Raw genomic sequence first — 18,486 nt, forward strand, 5'->3', positions numbered from 1 at the left:
AGTTCGTTTTGAAGAAACCGCGCTGAAAACAAAAGGATTGCAAAAATAGGCAAAGAAAACGGAATAGCTTACCCCTAGCGTTTGTCCAACCGACCTATCCACCCTGGCAATGGTCCCCAGGTTAAAACCACCACAAACAGGAAAGGAAGCAGCGGGGCCCTGTACCGATGCAAGGAACCCAAGTTGGGCGTGGGCAAGGTTACCAAAACAGCCGAAATACAGAAAAACACCAACAAAACCGCCAGAAAAGAAGGAAGCGCAGGAGCCTTCCTGGTGCGCAATAAATGAAAGATGGTCAGTAGAACCAACAGAAACAGAACCAGGTTTTCCGCTCCCATCAGTTTATACACCAACGGACCATTTTCCCACAGAAACGGCCTGAAGAGCATTTGCCACACAGCTTCAGGAGCATGCTGAATGACGGAGAACACAGAAGGCTCAAGATCAGGAAATAAAAGATGTGGTTTAGTTGGATCTGAAATGGCTACTATGTTTCTGTAATTCCAGAGAATATGCCGGGTAAAAAAGCTGAGATTAAAGGTAGGATGCGCAAAAGAAGCCACAAACGCCCCAATGCCAAGAGTGCTTATCCAGGTCATTAGTTGGGCTACTCTGGACTGAAGCAAAGGAATTTGGCTGGCCAACCATTTGGTGAACAGGAAAGCTCCTATCAGAACAATGAGCACTGCCGCTAAAAAGAATTTAATACGCCAAAGCAGGTAAAGGCACGGGAGCAGGAGCAAGCACCTTTTGATTGCTTCAGAGCTTTTAGTGGATTTATAAAGCTGAAGAAACAAACCGATGGAAAGACAAAGGCTGCCCATAAACACCGTATCTTTCAAAAGGCCGCTTGTCCAGAACAACACCGAGGGAAAGAAAAGAAACACCGTGGCCGCTGTCGTACCATACGCCGGATAATACGATTGCACTTGCCGCACCAAGAACCAGCAACCCAAAAAACTGAACAAGGATAAATAGGCTCCTGTCCACCAATAGGAATTATGGGTAAGCAGATAAAGCAAACTTAAGGGTTTCAAGAAAAAGAGCGAGTTAGAGTACTCACTTCTGAAGGTGACAGGGATTCCGTTAACGTCATTAAAAAGCAAAAATCTCCCAAACCAGCCCGGGTTTTGCTTTGCTGCTTCCACTACCTTCAACGTCTCGGCATGAAAGCCCCAGGTATCTCCAAAACCTAAATAGTTCTGGTAAGCCCACCCCAGCAATACTCCACTAGCCAGTTTGAATATAAGTGCAAACCAAAAGACAAGCTTGAACCGAGAATCATTAACTGGTCGCCAGAGCAGGTAAATGAAATATAGGAAAACCGGGAGATGCAGCCAGTTTAGGGGATTCATGCAGGAGAAAGGTTCTGTTTTATCAGGCGGTGCCCAATGACGCAATGTACGCATTTTCTGGGAGCACAGTAGGTTTGGTACAACCCCAACAAGGCCTGCGAATCTGCCGCATTGGAATTAGGAAAGCCAAGCCCCGGATACAACCGTGTAATCCTGTTTTGCTCTTTAGCAAGGTCTTCCAGGAGCTCCACCGCTTTCTCTTGGTAGGCAGCATTATCCATGCGGCGGCTGTAAGCTACCAATAGCGGGGCCACCACGTTGATCAGCAAGCCTTGGATACTCTCATCCCCAATTTTGGAAAAGGGCTGTGCCGAGGATTTCTGCGGACTGTAGTGTTGTTGCCAATACGCGGGTGGGGTTTGCCGGAAAAAGCTGAAGAAATATTCTTTAGTTGTGCAAGAAATCATACCCGACCACAGGTGCGGATGGGCCTGCAGTATAGCCAACAACTGCCCTAGCCTAACCGCCGGAAAGTTGGAGGGCCGGAGCCGTAGGAAGTTCCAGGCACTTTTAGGCAGAGGCTCTGGCAAACTATGTTTCTGGGCCAGGTAATGGTGCTCTTTTGCTAGATCTTTGAGGTATTCCTCCTTGCACTCCTCCGCTTTTTCGATCAGCATACCGGCCTGCCCAAATACCAAGGCTTCCAACTGCCTGGAATTAGACCGGTATTTCTGGACTATGCCCCAGGGAAGCACCTTCGTGAGTTGCAAAAAACCTTCCTGATTGATTTTGAAGCCGAACCCTGCCGCCAAGGTCTGATAGACGGTGCTTTCCCAATCTTGTCGGTTTATCTCTAAGCGCTCCAATACCAGATCAGCTTTGAGGGCCAGGCGTTCCAGCAAAGTCCTGTCCATCATCGCCGATTTATAGATAGTGTCCACCTGTGGGGCCAAGGAAGCACAAGGCAAAATGTCTTTGCTCCAAACCAGCTCCTGGTACTGCGCCTGTACCGACAAAGCCACCCGGCCTTGCAGTTCTAACGTGGGCATTGGGCTTCCCTCCTCCCGCAGGACAAGTTCATCCTCCTCCCAGACCACATGAAGCACCACCTGGTTGTATTTGGCATCGTGCTGGTGCTGGTGCCGGCGCCAGTCAGAGCTTTTCCAGTGAATTTCCACGCTGCCCACCCATTCTGTCTGGTTTATTTTTATCCGGGCATTGGAGAAGTCCGGTCCAGCATCTAAGCGGTTATGAAAGCCCGGGTGCAGAATAAGGATTTCCTCACCTTCTGGGGTAAGTAAGTTCTCTTTCCGGAAGTTCTGATATTGCCAGATGTAGTGCAGGAAATCCTCTTTCATAGATAAACCAGAACAGCCTTTCACGTCTCCTGTGCACATACGCAGGAAGACGCGAAAGGCTGTTCTGGTTTAAAGTAGAACCATTGATTTTAAGCCATTTCTAATAAAACAGGTCCTAAAATTAATTTGTCCTTTGTATTTGTAGGAGTCCGGTTATTTAGGCAGGTATTCATTTAGGTATTGTTCCATTTCCTGCTGCACGGTTAAAGCGGCGGCACGGGCTTTCTCCGCGAAGTCTTCGCCTTGTGATGCATAGATGATCTGGCGGGCCGAATTCACCAATAATCCGCACTGCTTGTTCATGCCAAACCTGGATACCTCCTCCAGATTTCCGCCTTGCGCCCCAACGCCAGGCACCAACAGGAAATGGTCTGGTGCTAATTCGCGCACGCGTTCAATGTAATCGTGGCGGGTAGCGCCAATCACGTACATCAGGTTATCAGCGGAACCCCAGGTTTGGCTATTCTGAATTACCTTCTCAAACATGAAGTACGATTTACCCTCAGATACCACGCTCAACAACTGGAAATCGTCATGGCCAGGGTTGGAGGTCAAAGCCAGCAGAATCACCCACTTATTGGGGAACTGCAGAAAAGGAGTAACCGAATCCACGCCCATGTACGGAGCCACCGTAAGGGAATCAAAGCTCAACTGGTCAAAGAAAGCCCGGGCATACAGTTCAGAGGTGTTCCCGATATCCCCGCGTTTGGCATCGGCGATGGTAAAGACATCTTGCGGGATAGCGCTCAACGTGCGCTCCAGGCTTACCCAACCTTTAGGGCCATGGGCCTCATAGAAAGCGATGTTTGGTTTATAGGCAACACACAGATCAGAAGTAGCTTCAATAATCTGCCGGTTAAACTCAAAGATGGGATCTTCAAATCGAAGCAAGTGCTGGGGGATCTTTTTTATGTCCGTATCCAATCCGATGCAGAGGTAGGAACGCTTGCGTTGGATCTGTTCAAAAAGTTCGTGTCTGGTCATGAGGCAGTAGGGTAAGTAGACACAAAACTAAACTGTTTTCGGATTGTTTTCGGGAAAACAGGCAAAAAATGGCGGTTTGTGTCTGACCCATTCGAGGCGGCTTTTGGGGCGTTCTTAGGAAAAGAGCCTTAAAATGTAGAAAACAAAAAAGCTCCTGCCAAGCAGCAGGAGCTTTCAATAACTGAGGTTTACTGGTTACCGCAGGTCTACCACTTTCAACCCTTTGTATTTTGCTTTGTTGAAAACAAAGGTGTTGGCGTCTACCGGCGGGTTAGGAGTAAACTTGTTTATTTTGTAAGAATAGCGGTTTCCATTTTTCCGGAACATCTTCCAGGACTTCAACGAATTATCCTTCTTGCTGATGTGCAAGCGCACTTTAAAGATCTGGTTCTCACGGTCATTAGGCGTTAGGTCCACCACGTGCACCGCTTCGCCGCCTTCTTTTTCTTCACCGGCATACACGTAACGGTAGCCTTTTTTGTACAGGTTGTAAATCTGGTTAGGCGTCATTTCCTGCTCATCCGGGTCATTGTCTGAGATGGTCACTTCGCCTTCTTTTCGCATGATGGTCCAGACAGTGGCTCCGTTGTTGATGATCTCCTGGCCTGCTACAGCCAAGCGGTATTTGTTGCCGGAAACAGTGATATCGCCGTTAATGGATTCCTTCGCTTTGGCCGACGGGCTTTCAATAGTTTGCGTGAAACCAACCTTAAACGCGTTCATGGCCTGGTATTTCTTGCTCATGGCATCCAGCACCTTTTCGGCTTGGGGGTCTTTCTGCACGTTTTGGGCGTTGGTGAGTTGCACCACCATCAACAGCGCGAGCAGAAATGAAAAGTATCGTTTCATGGGTTTGTTTTTAAGTTTAGATAACTGCAAGTATACGCTTACGGTTGCATGTTATTCAATAACTGTTCCAAACTGTATTCATCCGGAATTAAAACTTCACGGGCTTTACTTCCTTCAAACGGCCCCACTACCCCAGCAGCCTCTAGTTGGTCTATTAGACGACCCGCGCGGTTATAGCCCAGTTTCAAACGACGCTGTAGCAAAGAAGTACTTCCCTGCTGGTGGGTCACCACTATGCGGGCCGCTTCCTCAAACATGGCGTCCTTGTTGCTTGGGTCGAAGTCTGCTTTCTCGTTTCCGCTTTCATCACCTAAGAACTCAGGCAGCAGATAGGCATCTGAATAGCCTTGCTGCTCACCAATGAAATCACAGATGCGGTCCACCTCAGGGGTATCCACGAATGCGCATTGTACCCGGATCAGGTCTGAACCCAAGGAGAACAGCATATCCCCCTGACCAATCAACTGGTCGGCCCCGCCGGTGTCCAGGATGGTGCGCGAGTCAATTTTAGACGTTACTTTGAAAGAGATACGCGCCGGGAAGTTGGCCTTGATAATACCCGTGATCACGTTCACCGACGGACGCTGCGTGGCTACCACCAAGTGAATCCCAATAGCACGGGCCAGCTGAGCCAGACGCGCAATTGGCGTCTCCACCTCTTTTCCGGCAGTCATCATCAAGTCAGCCAACTCGTCAATCACCAGCACGATGTACGGCATGAACTTGTGGCCCTTCTTGGGGTTCAGGCGGCGCTCAACAAACTTCAGGTTGTACTCCTTCAGGTTGCGGCAACCGGCGTCTTTCAAAAGATCATAGCGCTGGTCCATCTCCATACAAAGCGAGTTCAGCGTATTTACTACTTTCTTGGTATCGGTGATGATGGCCTCATCCGTGTCGGGCAGCTTGGCCAGGAAGTGCCGCTCAATCTTGTTGAACAGCGACAATTCCACTTTTTTAGGATCCACCAACACGAACTTCAATTGCGAAGGATGCCGCTTGTACAGCAGCGAGGTCAGGATAGCGTTCAAACCAACTGACTTACCCTGACCCGTGGCACCCGCCATAAGCAAGTGGGGCATTTTGGCCAAATCGGTGATAAAGACTTCGTTGGTGATGGTTTTCCCGAAGGCGATAGGCAACTCCATTTCGCTCTTCATGAACTTCTCGGTGCTCAGGATGGACTTGATAGGCACCATCTCTTTTTTCTTGTTCGGCACCTCAATACCAATGGTTCCTTTGCCCGGGATAGGGGCAATAATCCGGATACCCAAGGCGGCTAAACTCAAAGCAATATCGTCTTCCAAACTCTTGATTTTGGAGATACGGACCCCAGCCTCTGGCACAATCTCGTACAGGGTAACGGTAGGCCCGATAGTGGCTTTAATGCTGGCGATGCCAATGTTATAGTTACCAAGGGTTTCTACAATGCGGTCTTTGTTGGCTTCCAATTCTTCCTTGGTTACCTGCACTTTTGCCACGCCGTAGTCGGTGAGCAGTTCTATGGAAGGGTACTGGTAGCGCGGGAGATCCAAAGTAGGGTCGTAGTTTTCGCTTACTTCCAGGTTGTCTACTTCTTCCTCTACGGCCAGATTAGCAATATCCAGCTCTACTTCCTCCTCGGGCTCTTCCAGCAAAACATCATCGTCTTGTTCTACTTCCAAGGCCAGCGGAACGGAAGTCACGGGAACGGAGGCTCTAGGGGTAACCGGCAATTCGTTCACTGCAAACAGATCTTCCTGTGGTTCCTCTACCTCCTCCTCGTCGTCATATTCTTCCTCCTGGAAATCGTCTTCCAGGGGTTCGTCATCCTCAAATTCGTCTTCCTCTGGTTCTTCTTCTTTCTGATGCACCAGGAAAGGAGCCGGGAAAGCGGGTTCTTCTTCGTCTGATTCCAGAGAGCCAGATGGATTGGTCAGGTGGTTCATACCCGCCGAAGGGGAAGCGTACATAGTTGGCTCTGGTCGCTCTATGGCAGCTGCTTTAGGCGCCGCAGCTTCCATTTTAGGGAATCTTGGCCGGCCCAAGGTGGTGATATTGAAGAAAAACATCACAAAGGCAATCAAGGCAAAGCCCATCAAAAGCCCGGTTCCCCAACCTAATAGGCTTTGCAGCCAAAGCGCAGTTTCGTAGCCAATGCCACCGCTCATAAAACCGTAAGTATCCGTGGCTTTATACAAAAGCACCAAATAACCGGCAGTTACACAGCCCCACAAAAGCCCGAATAAGCAAAGAGTCACCACGGAAGACAGGGTGATAGAGGTGCGGCGGAAAACGATTTTATACCCGATGTAAAACACCACTGGCACAAAAAAGAAGGAGGCAATCCCAAACCAGCGGTTGATAAAGTAATCAGAGATCCAGGCGCCAAACAGCCCCAGCCAGTTCTCAGACTCCAACCCGGCGGCTTTCACGTCCTCGGTGGTCACCGACTCCACAATGCTTTGGTCGGCGGTACCGGTGAACAGGAACGAAACGAAGGCGATGGTCAGGTACAGCGACGACAGCAGGAAGAAAAACCCGATGAACAGTTGCAGCCGTCGGTCTTTCAGAAAGTTAAAAGAAAGCTGCGGTTTGGGAAGCGACCGCTTAGGCTTGGCCTCTTTGGGCGCCCGCGTCTCTGTCTTTCCCTTTGGCTCATTCTGCTGCACCCGAGGCGCATTTTTAGGCCGCGGACTAGTCCCTACATCCCGTTTATATGTGTTCGTTGCCATGCTGTCTCCAAACTTCAAATCTACACTATTCCGTTCAATAAGCCTTGAACAATTTACCTGTATATGGTTTTCTAAATATAGTATTTACCTGAGTAACCGTTGGTTAATCTGCTTGACTAATCCCGGGCCTTCGTAAATAAAACCGGTGTATAATTGTACCAAATCGGCACCGGCCTCTAGCTTCTCCACTGCGTCTTCAGGAGTCATAATGCCCCCAACCCCTACTAACCTGATCTCTTCCGGGAGCTGCTTTCTCAGGTAACGCAGTACCTCGGTGGAGGCGCTGGTGAGGGGCTTTCCGCTTAAACCGCCGGCCCCAATCTCAGTGACCCGGTTACCGGAGGTCTGCAAGCCAGCCCGGCTGATGGTGGTATTGGTCCCGATGACGCCAGAAAGTTGGGTCTGGGCCGCGATTTCCACAATGTCATCCAATTGCGCCTGGTTCAGGTCTGGCGCTATCTTCAGCAACAGGGGCTTGGGGTTCGCTTTGCCTTGGTTTCGGTTCTGCAGGTTGCTGAGCAGGTCACGCAGCGGTTCCTTTTCCTGTAACGCGCGCAGGTCTGGTGTATTGGGCGAGCTTACGTTCACCACAAAATAATCTACCACGTCATACAGGGCGTCAAAACAATAGAGGTAATCCTGCAGGGCCTGCTCATTGGGCGTGACCTTGTTTTTGCCGATGTTTCCGCCCACAATCACGTTGCTTTTGCGGTTCCGAAGACGCTCCACGGCCTGGTCTACCCCCTCGTTGTTGAACCCCATGCGGTTGATGATGGCTCCGTCCTGCGGCAGGCGGAATAGACGCGGCTTGGGATTACCGGTCTGAGGCTTGGGCGTAAGCGTACCGATCTCAATGAACCCGAAACCCAGCTCGGCGTACTCGTCAATCATGCGGGCATCTTTGTCAAAACCAGCCGCCAAACCCACCGGATTTGGGAAAGTGAGCCCAAAAACCTTCCGCTCTAGCCGTTTATCAGTGACCTGGAACATCCCCCGGCTGAAGGATTTAGCTAAAGGCAATTGAAAGCCCGTTTTCAAGGCAGAGGTGGTGAAATGGTGCACCTTTTCAGGATCTACCTTAAAAAGCAACGGACGGATGAGATTTTTATACACGGCAAAACAGGTTTAGGCAAAGATAAAAAATAGCCTGCTTCTGGTGTTAAATAAATAAGCTTATCTGACCACTGCTCTTATTGAGCCTAAGCTGTAATCAAAGTCAACTAACATTGGGCTGCTTTCCTTATCCTTCTGACTCCACAATCCTCCGGCTTCACTTCTCTCAGTAGTTTCCAAGCCATTTTCAAGAAAGTAGCTTCAAAATCCACAGGAATTACTGAGCACTACGCAAAATCAACCTTGTCAAAATGGCTCTTGATTAGTTTTGAATTTACTTCTGTTTTTCGAGCTTAAAACCCCAAAACGGCCCTTAGAAGGCATGACTTTTGCTTTTTCTGTGGAGGATAATAAGAGCAAGGCAATGTTAGATACCTGGAACCGCAGATTAGATGTAGCCTGGAATACCGATGAGAAATCGGTGCTGGATGCCGCCGTGTTACTGACCCAGCGTTCTGAGCAACCCTCCTACGCCACAGAGGTTCTTTCATTCCTGTACCAGCACTCGGGGGCTGATGTGGTCATGATCTGCCATAAATCGGAGGAAGCGGGCCAGATGAAAATCTTGCGGCTTCTGTTAAAAGGCCAATTGCTGCCTACGCAGGCGACGTACGCTCTGGAAAACACGCCTTGCGCCAATGTTACCCGCCACGGAATTCTGTATTTTGCCTCGGGAGTGAAGGACCGTTTCCCGTATGATCCTTATCTTCGTGAGTTCGGGATTGAAAGCTACTTTGGGGCTCCGCTCCTCAGTTCCTCAGAGGAGCTGATTGGGGTGGTGGCGTTGCAGCACCAGAAGCCTTTGCCTAGCCCCTATTTGCTTGAACTCCTGCTTACCATTATTTCTCCGTCATTGGAGACTTTGCTGGATAGGTTTGTTCCGGCCACTACTTCATGAAAGCCACTAAAAAATGCCCCCACTGCGGCCAATGGTCTGGCTGGAACCAAGACACCACTGACCGATGCGAGTTCTGCCAGGGCTTGCTAGACCCCGTCGCCTTTGAGCGGCAACAAGCCCAGGATGAGCGAAAGGAAGAAGAGAAAAAGCGGTTCACCATAGACTTCATCCAAATCAACCCCACTGATTCTGCCTTCACCAAAGTCTGGAAAGGCATAGGCTTAGGGTTTCAGCTGGCTTTTGCGGGCATTATCTCCTTTATCCTATGGCTGATCGCGTTGCTGGCCGGGTAAACTGGTCTACCTTCTCCCCTCTTTTCTGGACTTTGGCCGCCCTGTACCTGACCCATCGAGGCCTTGCGTGGCTAGAGACACCCCGCCCCGACTGGATGCGGTTTTACCTGGATGATCTCCTCTGCCTGCCCCTGGTGCTTACCGTCACCCTGTTTTTGATGCGGCTTTTCTACGGACCTCAGGTTCGGTTTACGGTGTACCACGTCGGGTTTGTGGTGCTTTACTTCTCCCTGGCGTTTGAGCTGGTCTTTCCCTGGTTTCTTCCCCGCTACACCGGCGACCTGGTTGACGTGGCCCTCTACGCCCTTGGCGGATGGTTCTTTCACCGGTTCCTGAATACCTAATCCCTCACCGATTTAAGGCTACTTTCCTTGAAACCCAGCGTAAACGCCTTTTACCTTCAACCTGGGCTGAACCCTTCGTATAAGGAGGGCTATGCAGGAAATTGGAAGCATTTACATCGGTACCTCGGGGTGGCATTACAACCATTGGAAGGGTAACTTCTATCCGGAGGGGGTTACCTCTAAACAGTTCACGGAATACTATCTGCGTTTTTTCAGGACGGTGGAGATCAACAACTCCTTCTACCGCTTACCTACTGCCGAGACTTTTTCCGCCTGGAGGGCCAGCGTTCCCGAGGACTTTCTCTTTTCGGTGAAAGCCAGCCGCTTCATCACGCACATGAAGAAATTGAAAGACCCGCAACAAAGCCTCGCTCAGTTTCTGGGCAATGCCCAGGCGCTAGAAGAGAAACTCGGGCCTATTCTGTTCCAGTTACCGCCGGCCTGGCGCCTCAACTTGGAGCGTTTTCAGGACTTCCTGCGGGTTCTGCCGCCCTATCACCGCTACACCTTTGAGTTCCGGGACCAAAGCTGGTACTCCCCAGAGGTGTACGCGTTGCTGCAACAGCACAACCATGCCTTCTGTATTTACGATCTGGCCGGCCACCTTTCTCCCCTGCAAGTCACCGCCGATTTTGTGTACGTGCGCCTACATGGGCCCGAGGGAAAATACGATGGCAGCTATTCAGAAAGCACCCTTCAAACTTGGTCCGACCATTGCCGCTCCTGGGCCCAGGAAGGAAAAGACGTGTACGTTTACTTTGACAACGACATGCACGGGTACGCCCCTGTCAATGCAATTCGGCTGCAGGAATTGTTGAAAGGATAGTTCTGAGTCTTTATGCCGCTGCGGCGAGATTACACGAACCTTCATCAGCTTTCCACCTACTTTCCGGAAAATAGCCTGAAATCGGGCCTCAATCCATTTGAACAGATTAGCTTCTGGCCTCCAATCCGTACGCCTGAGCCAAGAGTTCGTAGCTGCGCAGGCGGTCCTGAAAATCATAGGTAATTGTCACGACCACAATTTCATCCACGTTGTACGACTCCGCGAGTGCGTCTAATTTTTCCTTTACTTTATCGGGGGTGCCCACCACCATGCGTTGGCGGTTGTATTGGATGTGGGCAAGTTCATCGGGCTCTAGGTCTTGGTAGAAGGCTTTGGCGGTTTCCAGGGAAGGCACCCCGCTGCCTTTGCCCTGCCGGATGTGCAGCATGAGCATGTCCATGGAGAGTTGCAGTTCCTCGGCGCGTTCCTGGGTATCGGCACAGATCACGAAGATCCCAAAGTTACCGGCGGGTTGCTTCAATAAAGCGGAGGGCGTGAAACGGGTTTGGTAAGAGTGCATCATTTCCGGACCACCATTGGGGTTGATGAAATGCGCAAAAGAGAAACCCATGCCAAAATGCGCCGCAAACACCCCGCTCTGGCCGCTAGAACTCAACAGCCACCGTTCTGGGGTGGTAGCCGACCGAGGCGTTACCTTTACTTCAGCTGCCTCAGTGCCGTTGAGGCCATCTTGAAGGTAGCGGTCCAGGTTGATGAGCTGGTCTACAAAATCCTGTTCATTGAATTGGTTGTAAGGGTTAAGCAAAGCGGCCGTTTTGCGGTCGGTGCCCGGGGCCCGGCCAATGCCCAGGTCAATGCGGTTAGGGTACAAGGCCTCCAGCAACCGGAAGTTCTGCGCCACCTTCAGGGCACTGTAGTGCGGCAACATGACACCTCCCGAGCCAACCCGCAGGTGTTTTGTGTGGGCTGCTAGGTACGGAATAAGCACCTCGGGCGATGGACCGGCCAAGCCTAGCGAGTTATGGTGCTCAGAAACCCAGTACCGATGATAGCCCAACCTATCGGCCAATTTGGCCAGTTCTAGGGTTTCTTTCAACGCCTGCTCTGCCGTGCCCCCGGCTCTTACCGGCGACTGGTCTAACACGCTTAATTTTATTTTTTTCGCTTCGGCCATGTGCGTCTATTCTGTTATAAGTCAACTACTCAGCTGGTGTATCAGCCTTTTAGGTTCTCGGTTTTACGGCCAATTCGAAGAAATCGACCCAAAAGTGGCGTAACCTTTGCGGTATCCTGGAGGTAAGCATAGCCTTTGCTTACGTTTATACGTTCTTAGCGCATGCCCCTTTTTAACTCGTACTTCGGAAGCTTCTCAGACTGGATCAACACCCGGCGGAAACGGTGGAGTGCCCGGCATGGGCAAAAGCTAAGCCTCAGCTACTGGAAATCCCTGGACAAGAGGGGTTGGTTTCGAATTTTAAGCAAAGGGGTAGCGGCGGGCTTACTGGTGCTTTTTGTGTTCTACCTGGCCGTATACTTTGGGGTGTTTGGCTGGTTGCCTACCAAAAGGCAACTCAAGGCCGTGCAGAACAACATGCCCTCAGAAGTCTACACCGCCGATAGCGTTTTGATTGGCCGCTATTTCATTCAGGACCGTACCAATGTGGCTTATGACAAGATTGCGGAGCCCGCCATCAAGGCCCTTATCGCGACGGAGGATGTCCGGTTCTATGAGCACGATGGTGTGGATTACCGAAGTCTGGCCCGTGTGCTCATCAAAAGCTTGCTCTTGCAGGAAGAAAGCTCCGGCGGAGGCAGTACCCTTAGCCAGCAATTGGCCAAAAACCTGTTTCCGCGCAAAAGCTTAGGGTTTCTTTCCATGCCTGTGAACAAATTGCGCGAAGCCATTCTGGCCCGCCGTTTTGAGGCCATTTACACCAAAGAAGAGATTTTGGGTCTGTACCTGAACACCGTACCTATGGGCGGAAACGTGTACGGCATTGAATCAGCGGCCCGGCGTTTCTTCAATACCTCGGCAGACTCGCTGAAGACCGAGGAGGCGGCTGTGCTCATCGGCCTTCTGAAAGGAACCACGTATTACCATCCCAAGCTTTATCCAGACCGGTCTTTGCAGCGGCGCAACGTGGTACTGGCTCAGATGGCCAAATACGGCTATCTCACCCCAGCCCAGAAAGACTCTCTGCAGAAGCGCCCGCTCAAGTTAAGGTACAACCCGTATTCGCACCACAGCGGCCTGGCTCCTTACTTTAGGGAGCACCTGCGCGAGGAACTAAGCAAATGGGCCGCAAAACAGAAAGACAAAGACGGCGAACCCTACAATCTCTACAACGATGGGCTAAAGATTTACACGTCCATTGACAGCAAGATGCAACGCCACGCCGAGATAGCCCTTCGGCAGCGCATGAAAACCCTGCAGGTAGACTTTGACAAACATTGGGGCAAAAAAGACCCTTGGTCAGGCCAACCTGATGTGTTGAAAGCCGCTAAAGAACGTTCCCTCCGCTATAGACGCCACAAAGCCGCTGGCCTCTCAGACGACGAGATAAACGAGATCTTCAACACCCCGCGCAAGATGCAGATCTTCCGGTGGCGGGGTGAGGTTACCCGCACCATCAGCCCCATGGACTCTTTGCGCCACTACCTCCGGTACTTGAACGCCGGTTTTGTTGCCATGGAACCCAACAGTGGGTACGTACGGGCCTGGGTGGGCGGCATCAGCCACAATTTCTTCCAGTATGACCATGTGCGCTCACGCCGGCAGGTAGGTTCCACGTTCAAGCCCATCGTCTACGCCACGGCCCTGGAACAAGGGGTTGCGCCTTGCACATATTTTCCAAATGACCGCCGGGTTTTCCCGGAGTATGAGAACTGGTCACCCCGCAACACCGATAACCAATACGGCGGGGCTTATTCCATGCTAGGGGCCCTTACCCACTCCATTAACACGGTATCGGTGAATGTGGCTTTGCAGGCGGGCTTACCTAATGTGATCCAGACGGCGCACAACCTGGGCATCACCGGCGACTTACCCACCACGCCTTCCCTGGCTTTGGGCACCGCCGATGCCAGCCTGCTGGAGATGGTGGCTGCTTACGCGGCGCTGGCGAATGGGGGCTACCAGGTAAAACCCAGGTACATCCTGCGCATCACCGATCGGGCGGGTACGGTTCTGTTTGACCAAACCAACCCCAATGGCCAGGGCCAGCATGTTTTGTCTAACCAAACCACCGCCCTGCTACGCCCTATGTTGGAGAGTGTGATTAATGAGGGTACTGGTATTCGGTTACGGCGTGATTATGGCCTGAATATGGGCATTGCGGGCAAAACCGGTACCACCCAATCGCACGCCGATGGTTGGTTTGTCGGGTTCACGCCTGATTTGGTGGCCGGAGCCTGGGTGGGCGGGGAAGACCGCCGGATCCGGTTCCGGGATCTGGAAAAAGGAAGCGGCTCCAACACGGCGCTCCCTATCTGGGGCAGTTTCTTCCAACGGTTGGGCTCAGACCGGGCATACCGGAAATACGCCAATAGCCGCTTTGCTCCACTTCCTTCCCACTTCCAAAGTTATCTCAATTGCCCACCGTACCAGCCCCCATATGAGGAGGCTCCCATTGTGGAGGTAGAAGACAAAGGAATTGAGCGCTTCTTTAAACGCCTTTTCAAACGGAAAGACAAAGAGGATAAGGACCGAGAAAAAGATAGAGAGAAGGAAAGAGATCGGCAGAAAGACTGGCAGAAGGAGTTGGAAAAAGAGCTGGAGAAGAGAAGGGAACGAGGAAATGGCCGAGGCCGCTGGGGAAGGGAAGATTAGTCACGGCCAACCACCAAGGATTGCTCTTACAAAATCCTGCACAGAAAAATACATGTAAAAAGCCCCACCTATTCTTAAATAGGTGGGGCTTTTTACATGATCAGTTTATGAGTTGTTTCTTCAAAACAGCCTTAAAAAGGAAGTCAAGAATTTGAACCTCCACTTCTCTCCAACGTGATTTTGGCCTTGTGGCAGATTCCTCCTAATGGCGGGTTGAACTTGGAGACGCTTACTTTCACCTGCTGCACAAATGGGAACTCCTGCAGAATGGCTTCCATGATGCGATGCCCAAGATGTTCCAGGAGACGGGCCGGAAGGCTCATTTCATGCAACACCAGTTTGTACAGCCTCTCGTAATTCACCGTCTCGTCCAGGTTGTCTGAGGCGGCCGCCGAGTGCAAATCGGTTTGGATGTAGAGGTCTACTCCGTACTTATTGCCTATTTTCTGCTCCTCGTCATAAAACCCGTGAAAGGCAAAGAACTCCATGCCTTCCAGTGCAATCTGGCCCATAAACTACGGAACTAGATTTCGTCAAAGAAAGAGCCGCCACCAGCTGCCATCGCAGGGGCTGGCTTGGCCTGGCTGGTTCCCGGAGGCTGAACCTCTGGCGTAGTAGGTACCGGGTTTTCACGCTCTGGCTCTGGTTCCTCAACCGGAGTTGGGCTTGGTGCTGGCGGAAGATCTGGTTTAGGTTCCTCTCTTCTAGGAGGGTCAATAGACGGCGTAGGGATATGCGGAGGCACAATCTCTGGGGTACGCGGATGTACGTCTGGGGCTGGGCTTGGCGTATGCACCGGCGGAATAGTGCCTGGCGTTGACGGAATAGACTCACGGCTTCCGCCGCCGCCAATTTCGTATCCGCCGGCCTGTGGCTGGTCAGTAAAGGCCGAGGCCGGTACATCTGCCAGTCTGGTAGCCGGGGTTATGGGTGCTGAGGTAAATGCGTTCATAGTAGTATCTTTTTCGTCATCGGGCCGCTGCGCTTTGATTTGGGCGGCTCTTTGTAAGATACTGGCAAGTGAGGCTTTAGGTTTTGACCTGGTTTTCTCCACCTTGTCCAAGGCGTCAGAAGCCAGGTTCTGCAGGTCACGCACCATGTTTTCCAGGTAATCTTCCAGGCGCAGGTAATCCTGTTCCAGGTTTTTCACCTCGGCGTGCATTTCGGCCACAGTTTTATCGGCTTGCATGTAGGCACTTTCCAAAACGCTGCGGGCTTTCTGGCGGGCAGCCTCCAACACCTGGTCGGCCTTAAGCTGGGCTTCGCGAATCTGAAGATCAGCGGCTTTGGTGGCTTGGTCCACAATGCTGGTGCTGGTGTCTTCGGCGGTCTTGAGGGTCTTGTAGAGCGATGATTCCACCTCCCGTAGTTTCTGGACTTCGCGGCCGGCCACTTCCAACTTCATGCGCAGGTCTTTGTTCTCGTCCTGCAGTTTTTCCCATTGCTGGGAAAGCGTGAGCAGAAACGCATGCACTTCTTCCTTGTCCAAGCCCCTAAACGCTTTTTCAAACGTCTTCTGTCTGATTTCTAACGGTGTAATCTTCATATTTCCTTCAAGGTTAATGCCCAAACCGCAATGCTGCGGTCATCACTACACGAAACTAACTGATTCCAATGAGCCGACCAAAACAATTTGTTCACCGAGGTGCCGTGCCCCGCGTGCCGGGCTTTGTCTATCACTTTCAATAATTTGAACGTCTCGGCATCCCATACCTTCACGCTTTTGTCCATGCTGCAAGTAGCAAAAAGCCGCCCGTTGGGGCTGAAAGCGATGTGATTTAAGGTAAACAAATGCGCGATGATACTGGTGTGTTCCTGGTATTGGTTTTCCGCCTGCCACACCTTTAAGTGGGCATCGCGGCTGCCGCTGAGCAGGTATTTCCCGTTGGGGGTGTAGGCCACCGTGAACACAGAGCCGGTATGCCCTTCTAACGCGTGCCTTACCTGCAACGTGTCCTGGTCTAAAATTAAAATCCGGTGATCGCTTAACCCCAGGGCAATTTTGCCTCGCTCAGGATGCAGGGCCAAGCTGCGGGCGCTCTTTTCTGAGAAGCGGATGATCTTATGCACCTCCAGCTTTTCCAGATCAACCACTGCCAGTGAACCGTCCCCTAAGGCCAGGAAAGCCCGTTGCGAAGACCAGGAATACTGGATGTCAAAAATGGCCGTGGGTGGCAAGGAAATGGTTTTCACCACTGTTTTCGCATTCAGATCCAAAACCTCCAGGCTGTTGTGGTTATGCCCAATCAGGAGCCAGTCTTTCTCGGGCACGTACTTAAGTGCGTACACGCTGGAACTCACTTTGGCCACTAACTCGCCATTCTCGGGTTGGGTCAGGTCCCACTGCGCCACCATGCCATCGGCCCCGGCCGAGAAGAACTTCTGGGGCTCGGGGGCCCGCTCCAGCGTGTAGACGCAGTCCCGGTGACCGGTAAGGGTGGTGATTTTCTGAACCTGAAACGGGCTGGCCATGCTGTTGGGGAAAAGGGACGGAAGCTATTTTTGCCTAAATTTACCAAAATCAGCCCAAAAACCTGTTCCCTCCTCTCGCTTCTATGCCCCTGTACCAAGTCAACCCACTCGCTTCTTCCTCTCTTCTAGGGCTTTGGCGGGTAGAGGAAACCATTGAACAGCTTAGTTCTCAGCTGCTTACTTGGCGGCCAAACCATTCTTTTCCGGAGTTTAAATCAGAGACCCGCACCCGGGAGTGGCTCGCAGCGCGTATTTTGGCGTACACTTTACTAAACCAATACAACGCTGCTTCTGATCTATTCCTTCAATCTTTGGAAACCGGCGTTCCGGTCTGTTCAGACCATGCGTGGCGGGTGTCACTCACGCACTCCGGGCCATGGGTAGGGGCCATCGTTTCCAACGCACACCAAGTTGGCATAGATATTGAATTGAAAGGAAACAAGGCGCCGCGGTTGGCTCCACGGTTTTTAAGCGAGGAAGAACTGCTTGCCTCCACCGATGATCCCGAAAAAATACACCTTTACTGGAGCGCCAAGGAAACGCTTTACAAAGTGTACCAAAACAAAAAACTGGATTTCAGGGAGCATTTACGGCTGCAGGATTTTGACCGACAGTTGGCCGGGACTTTTGCTGGACGCGTGGCTACCGATACTTTTGAGCAAAGCTATACCGTTCACTATGAAGTACACCCTGAGTTTGTATTGACGTACGTTCTGGCCCCGCTTTCGTAAAAACGTTCTTTAAACCCAAAGCTAAAGAAACCGAGTACCTTTAGAATATAGGAACCGGGTTCAATTAAAATTGATAATCTCCTTCTGGACCCAACGTATATGAAACTTTTTTTTACTTTTTTACTCGCCCTCTTCATCACTAGCGCTTCTTTTGCACAGACCGGCTACCGGGTGGGAGCCAAAGTGGACAATTTCACGTTGAAAGACGCCCAAAACCAATCGGTGGAGCTGAGTAGCTTCAAAGATGCGCCTCTGCTAGTGGTAGTCTTCACCAGCGTGAGCTGCCCCTACGCCAAGCTGTATGAAAACCGCCTGCAGAACCTTTCCCAAACCTATTCTGGCAAGGGAGCCCGTTTTGTGTACGTGAATACCAACATCGGTCTGGAAGAGGGTACCCAAAACGTGAAAGCCCAACCTGATACGCCTAGTGCTGGCAGGTTCCCGTACCTGGTAGATGAAGGCCAGAGACTAAGCAAGCAGTTTGGCGCCACCAAGGCTCCCGAGGTCTTTGTGCTGCAAAACTCCACCGATGGCTTTTACCTCCGTTACAAGGGTGCTATCGATGACAACCCCCAGGCCGAGAACTATGTGAAAGAGCGCCACTTGGCCGCCGCCCTGGATGCGCTTTTAGCCGGCCGGTCAGTGACTAATGCTGAGCGCCGCGCCACCGGCTGTTTGATCAAAAAATTCTAAGCTGCCTTGTTTTGGGGCTGATTACTAGAAAAGGCCTGTAAACCATACTTCAGGAGCCTGCCCATTTGCGGCAGGCTTTCTTTTTGCCTCGTTTTCTGAAAAGTGGCCTGAAAACTGCAATCCTGCATC

Annotated in this window: 17 protein-coding genes; 7 read left to right on the top strand and 10 right to left on the bottom strand. The window is 51.4% G+C overall.

Annotation, left to right across the window (positions count from 1 at the left end; translation table 11 throughout):
* Positions 1–74: 74 nt before the first annotated feature.
* The 6 genes from ACW9SV_RS02140 to ACW9SV_RS02165 all read right to left on the bottom strand — a co-directional run bounded on the left by ACW9SV_RS02140 (position 75) and on the right by ACW9SV_RS02165 (position 8,310).
* The gene (locus ACW9SV_RS02140) at positions 75–1,355 is read right to left on the bottom strand and encodes a hypothetical protein (protein ID WP_479555089.1); all 1,281 of its coding nucleotides are present in this window, start codon (positions 1,353–1,355) and stop codon (positions 75–77) included.
* Positions 1,352–2,653, bottom strand: coding sequence for a DUF2851 family protein (locus ACW9SV_RS02145; RefSeq protein ID WP_479555090.1), 1,302 nt, complete (start codon positions 2,651–2,653; stop codon positions 1,352–1,354). The genes ACW9SV_RS02140 and ACW9SV_RS02145 overlap by 4 nt, the downstream gene beginning before the upstream one ends.
* A gap of 153 nt (positions 2,654–2,806) precedes the next feature.
* On the bottom strand, positions 2,807–3,637 hold the full coding sequence (pyrF, locus tag ACW9SV_RS02150; RefSeq protein ID WP_479555091.1) for an orotidine-5'-phosphate decarboxylase: 831 nt from the start codon (positions 3,635–3,637) through the stop codon (positions 2,807–2,809).
* A 195-nt stretch (positions 3,638–3,832) separates the two neighbouring features.
* Positions 3,833–4,486 carry an outer membrane lipoprotein periplasmic chaperone LolA1 gene (lolA1, locus tag ACW9SV_RS02155; RefSeq protein ID WP_479555092.1) on the bottom strand — a complete coding sequence of 218 codons (654 nt, stop codon included), beginning with the start codon at positions 4,484–4,486 and terminating at the stop codon, positions 3,833–3,835.
* Between the two features lie 38 nt (positions 4,487–4,524).
* Positions 4,525–7,197, bottom strand: coding sequence for a DNA translocase FtsK (locus ACW9SV_RS02160; RefSeq protein ID WP_479555093.1), 2,673 nt, complete (start codon positions 7,195–7,197; stop codon positions 4,525–4,527).
* 84 nt (positions 7,198–7,281) lie between these two features.
* Positions 7,282–8,310: a quinone-dependent dihydroorotate dehydrogenase gene (locus tag ACW9SV_RS02165; protein ID WP_479555094.1), complete on the bottom strand. Its 1,029-nt coding sequence runs from the start codon at positions 8,308–8,310 to the stop codon at positions 7,282–7,284.
* 322 nt (positions 8,311–8,632) lie between these two features.
* Here ACW9SV_RS02165 and ACW9SV_RS02170 point away from each other — a divergent pair, with 322 nt between their 5' ends.
* The 4 genes from ACW9SV_RS02170 to ACW9SV_RS02185 all read left to right on the top strand — a co-directional run bounded on the left by ACW9SV_RS02170 (position 8,633) and on the right by ACW9SV_RS02185 (position 10,671).
* Positions 8,633–9,208, top strand: coding sequence for a GAF domain-containing protein (locus ACW9SV_RS02170; protein ID WP_479555095.1), 576 nt, complete (start codon positions 8,633–8,635; stop codon positions 9,206–9,208).
* On the top strand, positions 9,205–9,501 hold the full coding sequence (locus ACW9SV_RS02175) for a hypothetical protein (protein ID WP_479555096.1): 297 nt from the start codon (positions 9,205–9,207) through the stop codon (positions 9,499–9,501). Before ACW9SV_RS02170 ends, ACW9SV_RS02175 begins: the two co-directional genes overlap by 4 nt.
* Positions 9,474–9,845: a hypothetical protein gene (locus ACW9SV_RS02180; RefSeq protein ID WP_479555097.1), complete on the top strand. Its 372-nt coding sequence runs from the start codon at positions 9,474–9,476 to the stop codon at positions 9,843–9,845. The genes ACW9SV_RS02175 and ACW9SV_RS02180 overlap by 28 nt, the downstream gene beginning before the upstream one ends.
* A gap of 91 nt (positions 9,846–9,936) precedes the next feature.
* Entirely contained in the window at positions 9,937–10,671 is a 735-nt protein-coding gene (locus ACW9SV_RS02185; protein ID WP_479555098.1) for a DUF72 domain-containing protein, read from the top strand.
* A gap of 106 nt (positions 10,672–10,777) precedes the next feature.
* On the opposite strand, the gene ACW9SV_RS02190 is transcribed toward ACW9SV_RS02185, so the two are convergent.
* The gene (locus ACW9SV_RS02190) at positions 10,778–11,806 is read right to left on the bottom strand and encodes an LLM class flavin-dependent oxidoreductase (RefSeq protein WP_479555099.1); all 1,029 of its coding nucleotides are present in this window, start codon (positions 11,804–11,806) and stop codon (positions 10,778–10,780) included.
* 162 nt (positions 11,807–11,968) lie between these two features.
* Here ACW9SV_RS02190 and ACW9SV_RS02195 point away from each other — a divergent pair, with 162 nt between their 5' ends.
* A complete protein-coding gene (locus ACW9SV_RS02195; protein WP_479555100.1) occupies positions 11,969–14,461 on the top strand; it encodes a penicillin-binding protein 1A in 2,493 nt (830 codons plus the stop codon).
* A gap of 143 nt (positions 14,462–14,604) precedes the next feature.
* Here ACW9SV_RS02195 and folB read toward each other — a convergent pair whose 3' ends face one another.
* The 3 genes from folB to ACW9SV_RS02210 are packed head-to-tail and all read right to left on the bottom strand — an operon-like array spanning position 14,605 to position 16,933.
* Positions 14,605–14,973, bottom strand: a complete 369-nt coding sequence (folB, locus tag ACW9SV_RS02200; RefSeq protein WP_479555101.1) for a dihydroneopterin aldolase — start codon at positions 14,971–14,973, stop codon at positions 14,605–14,607.
* An 11-nt stretch (positions 14,974–14,984) separates the two neighbouring features.
* Complete coding sequence (locus tag ACW9SV_RS02205; RefSeq protein WP_479555102.1) at positions 14,985–16,007, bottom strand: DivIVA domain-containing protein; 1,023 nt, start codon at positions 16,005–16,007, stop codon at positions 14,985–14,987.
* The gene (locus ACW9SV_RS02210; protein WP_479555103.1) at positions 16,004–16,933 is read right to left on the bottom strand and encodes a WD40 repeat domain-containing protein; all 930 of its coding nucleotides are present in this window, start codon (positions 16,931–16,933) and stop codon (positions 16,004–16,006) included. Before ACW9SV_RS02210 ends, ACW9SV_RS02205 begins: the two co-directional genes overlap by 4 nt.
* 83 nt (positions 16,934–17,016) lie before the next feature.
* On the opposite strand from ACW9SV_RS02210, the gene ACW9SV_RS02215 reads away from it, so the two are divergent.
* Both ACW9SV_RS02215 and ACW9SV_RS02220 read left to right on the top strand, forming a co-directional pair.
* Positions 17,017–17,664, top strand: a complete 648-nt coding sequence (locus ACW9SV_RS02215; RefSeq protein WP_479555104.1) for a 4'-phosphopantetheinyl transferase superfamily protein — start codon at positions 17,017–17,019, stop codon at positions 17,662–17,664.
* A 99-nt stretch (positions 17,665–17,763) separates the two neighbouring features.
* Positions 17,764–18,357, top strand: a complete 594-nt coding sequence (locus ACW9SV_RS02220; protein ID WP_479555105.1) for a redoxin family protein — start codon at positions 17,764–17,766, stop codon at positions 18,355–18,357.
* The last annotated feature ends 129 nt before the right edge of the window (positions 18,358–18,486 follow it).

It is taken from the genome of Rufibacter sp. JT20002, from assembly GCF_056491185.1.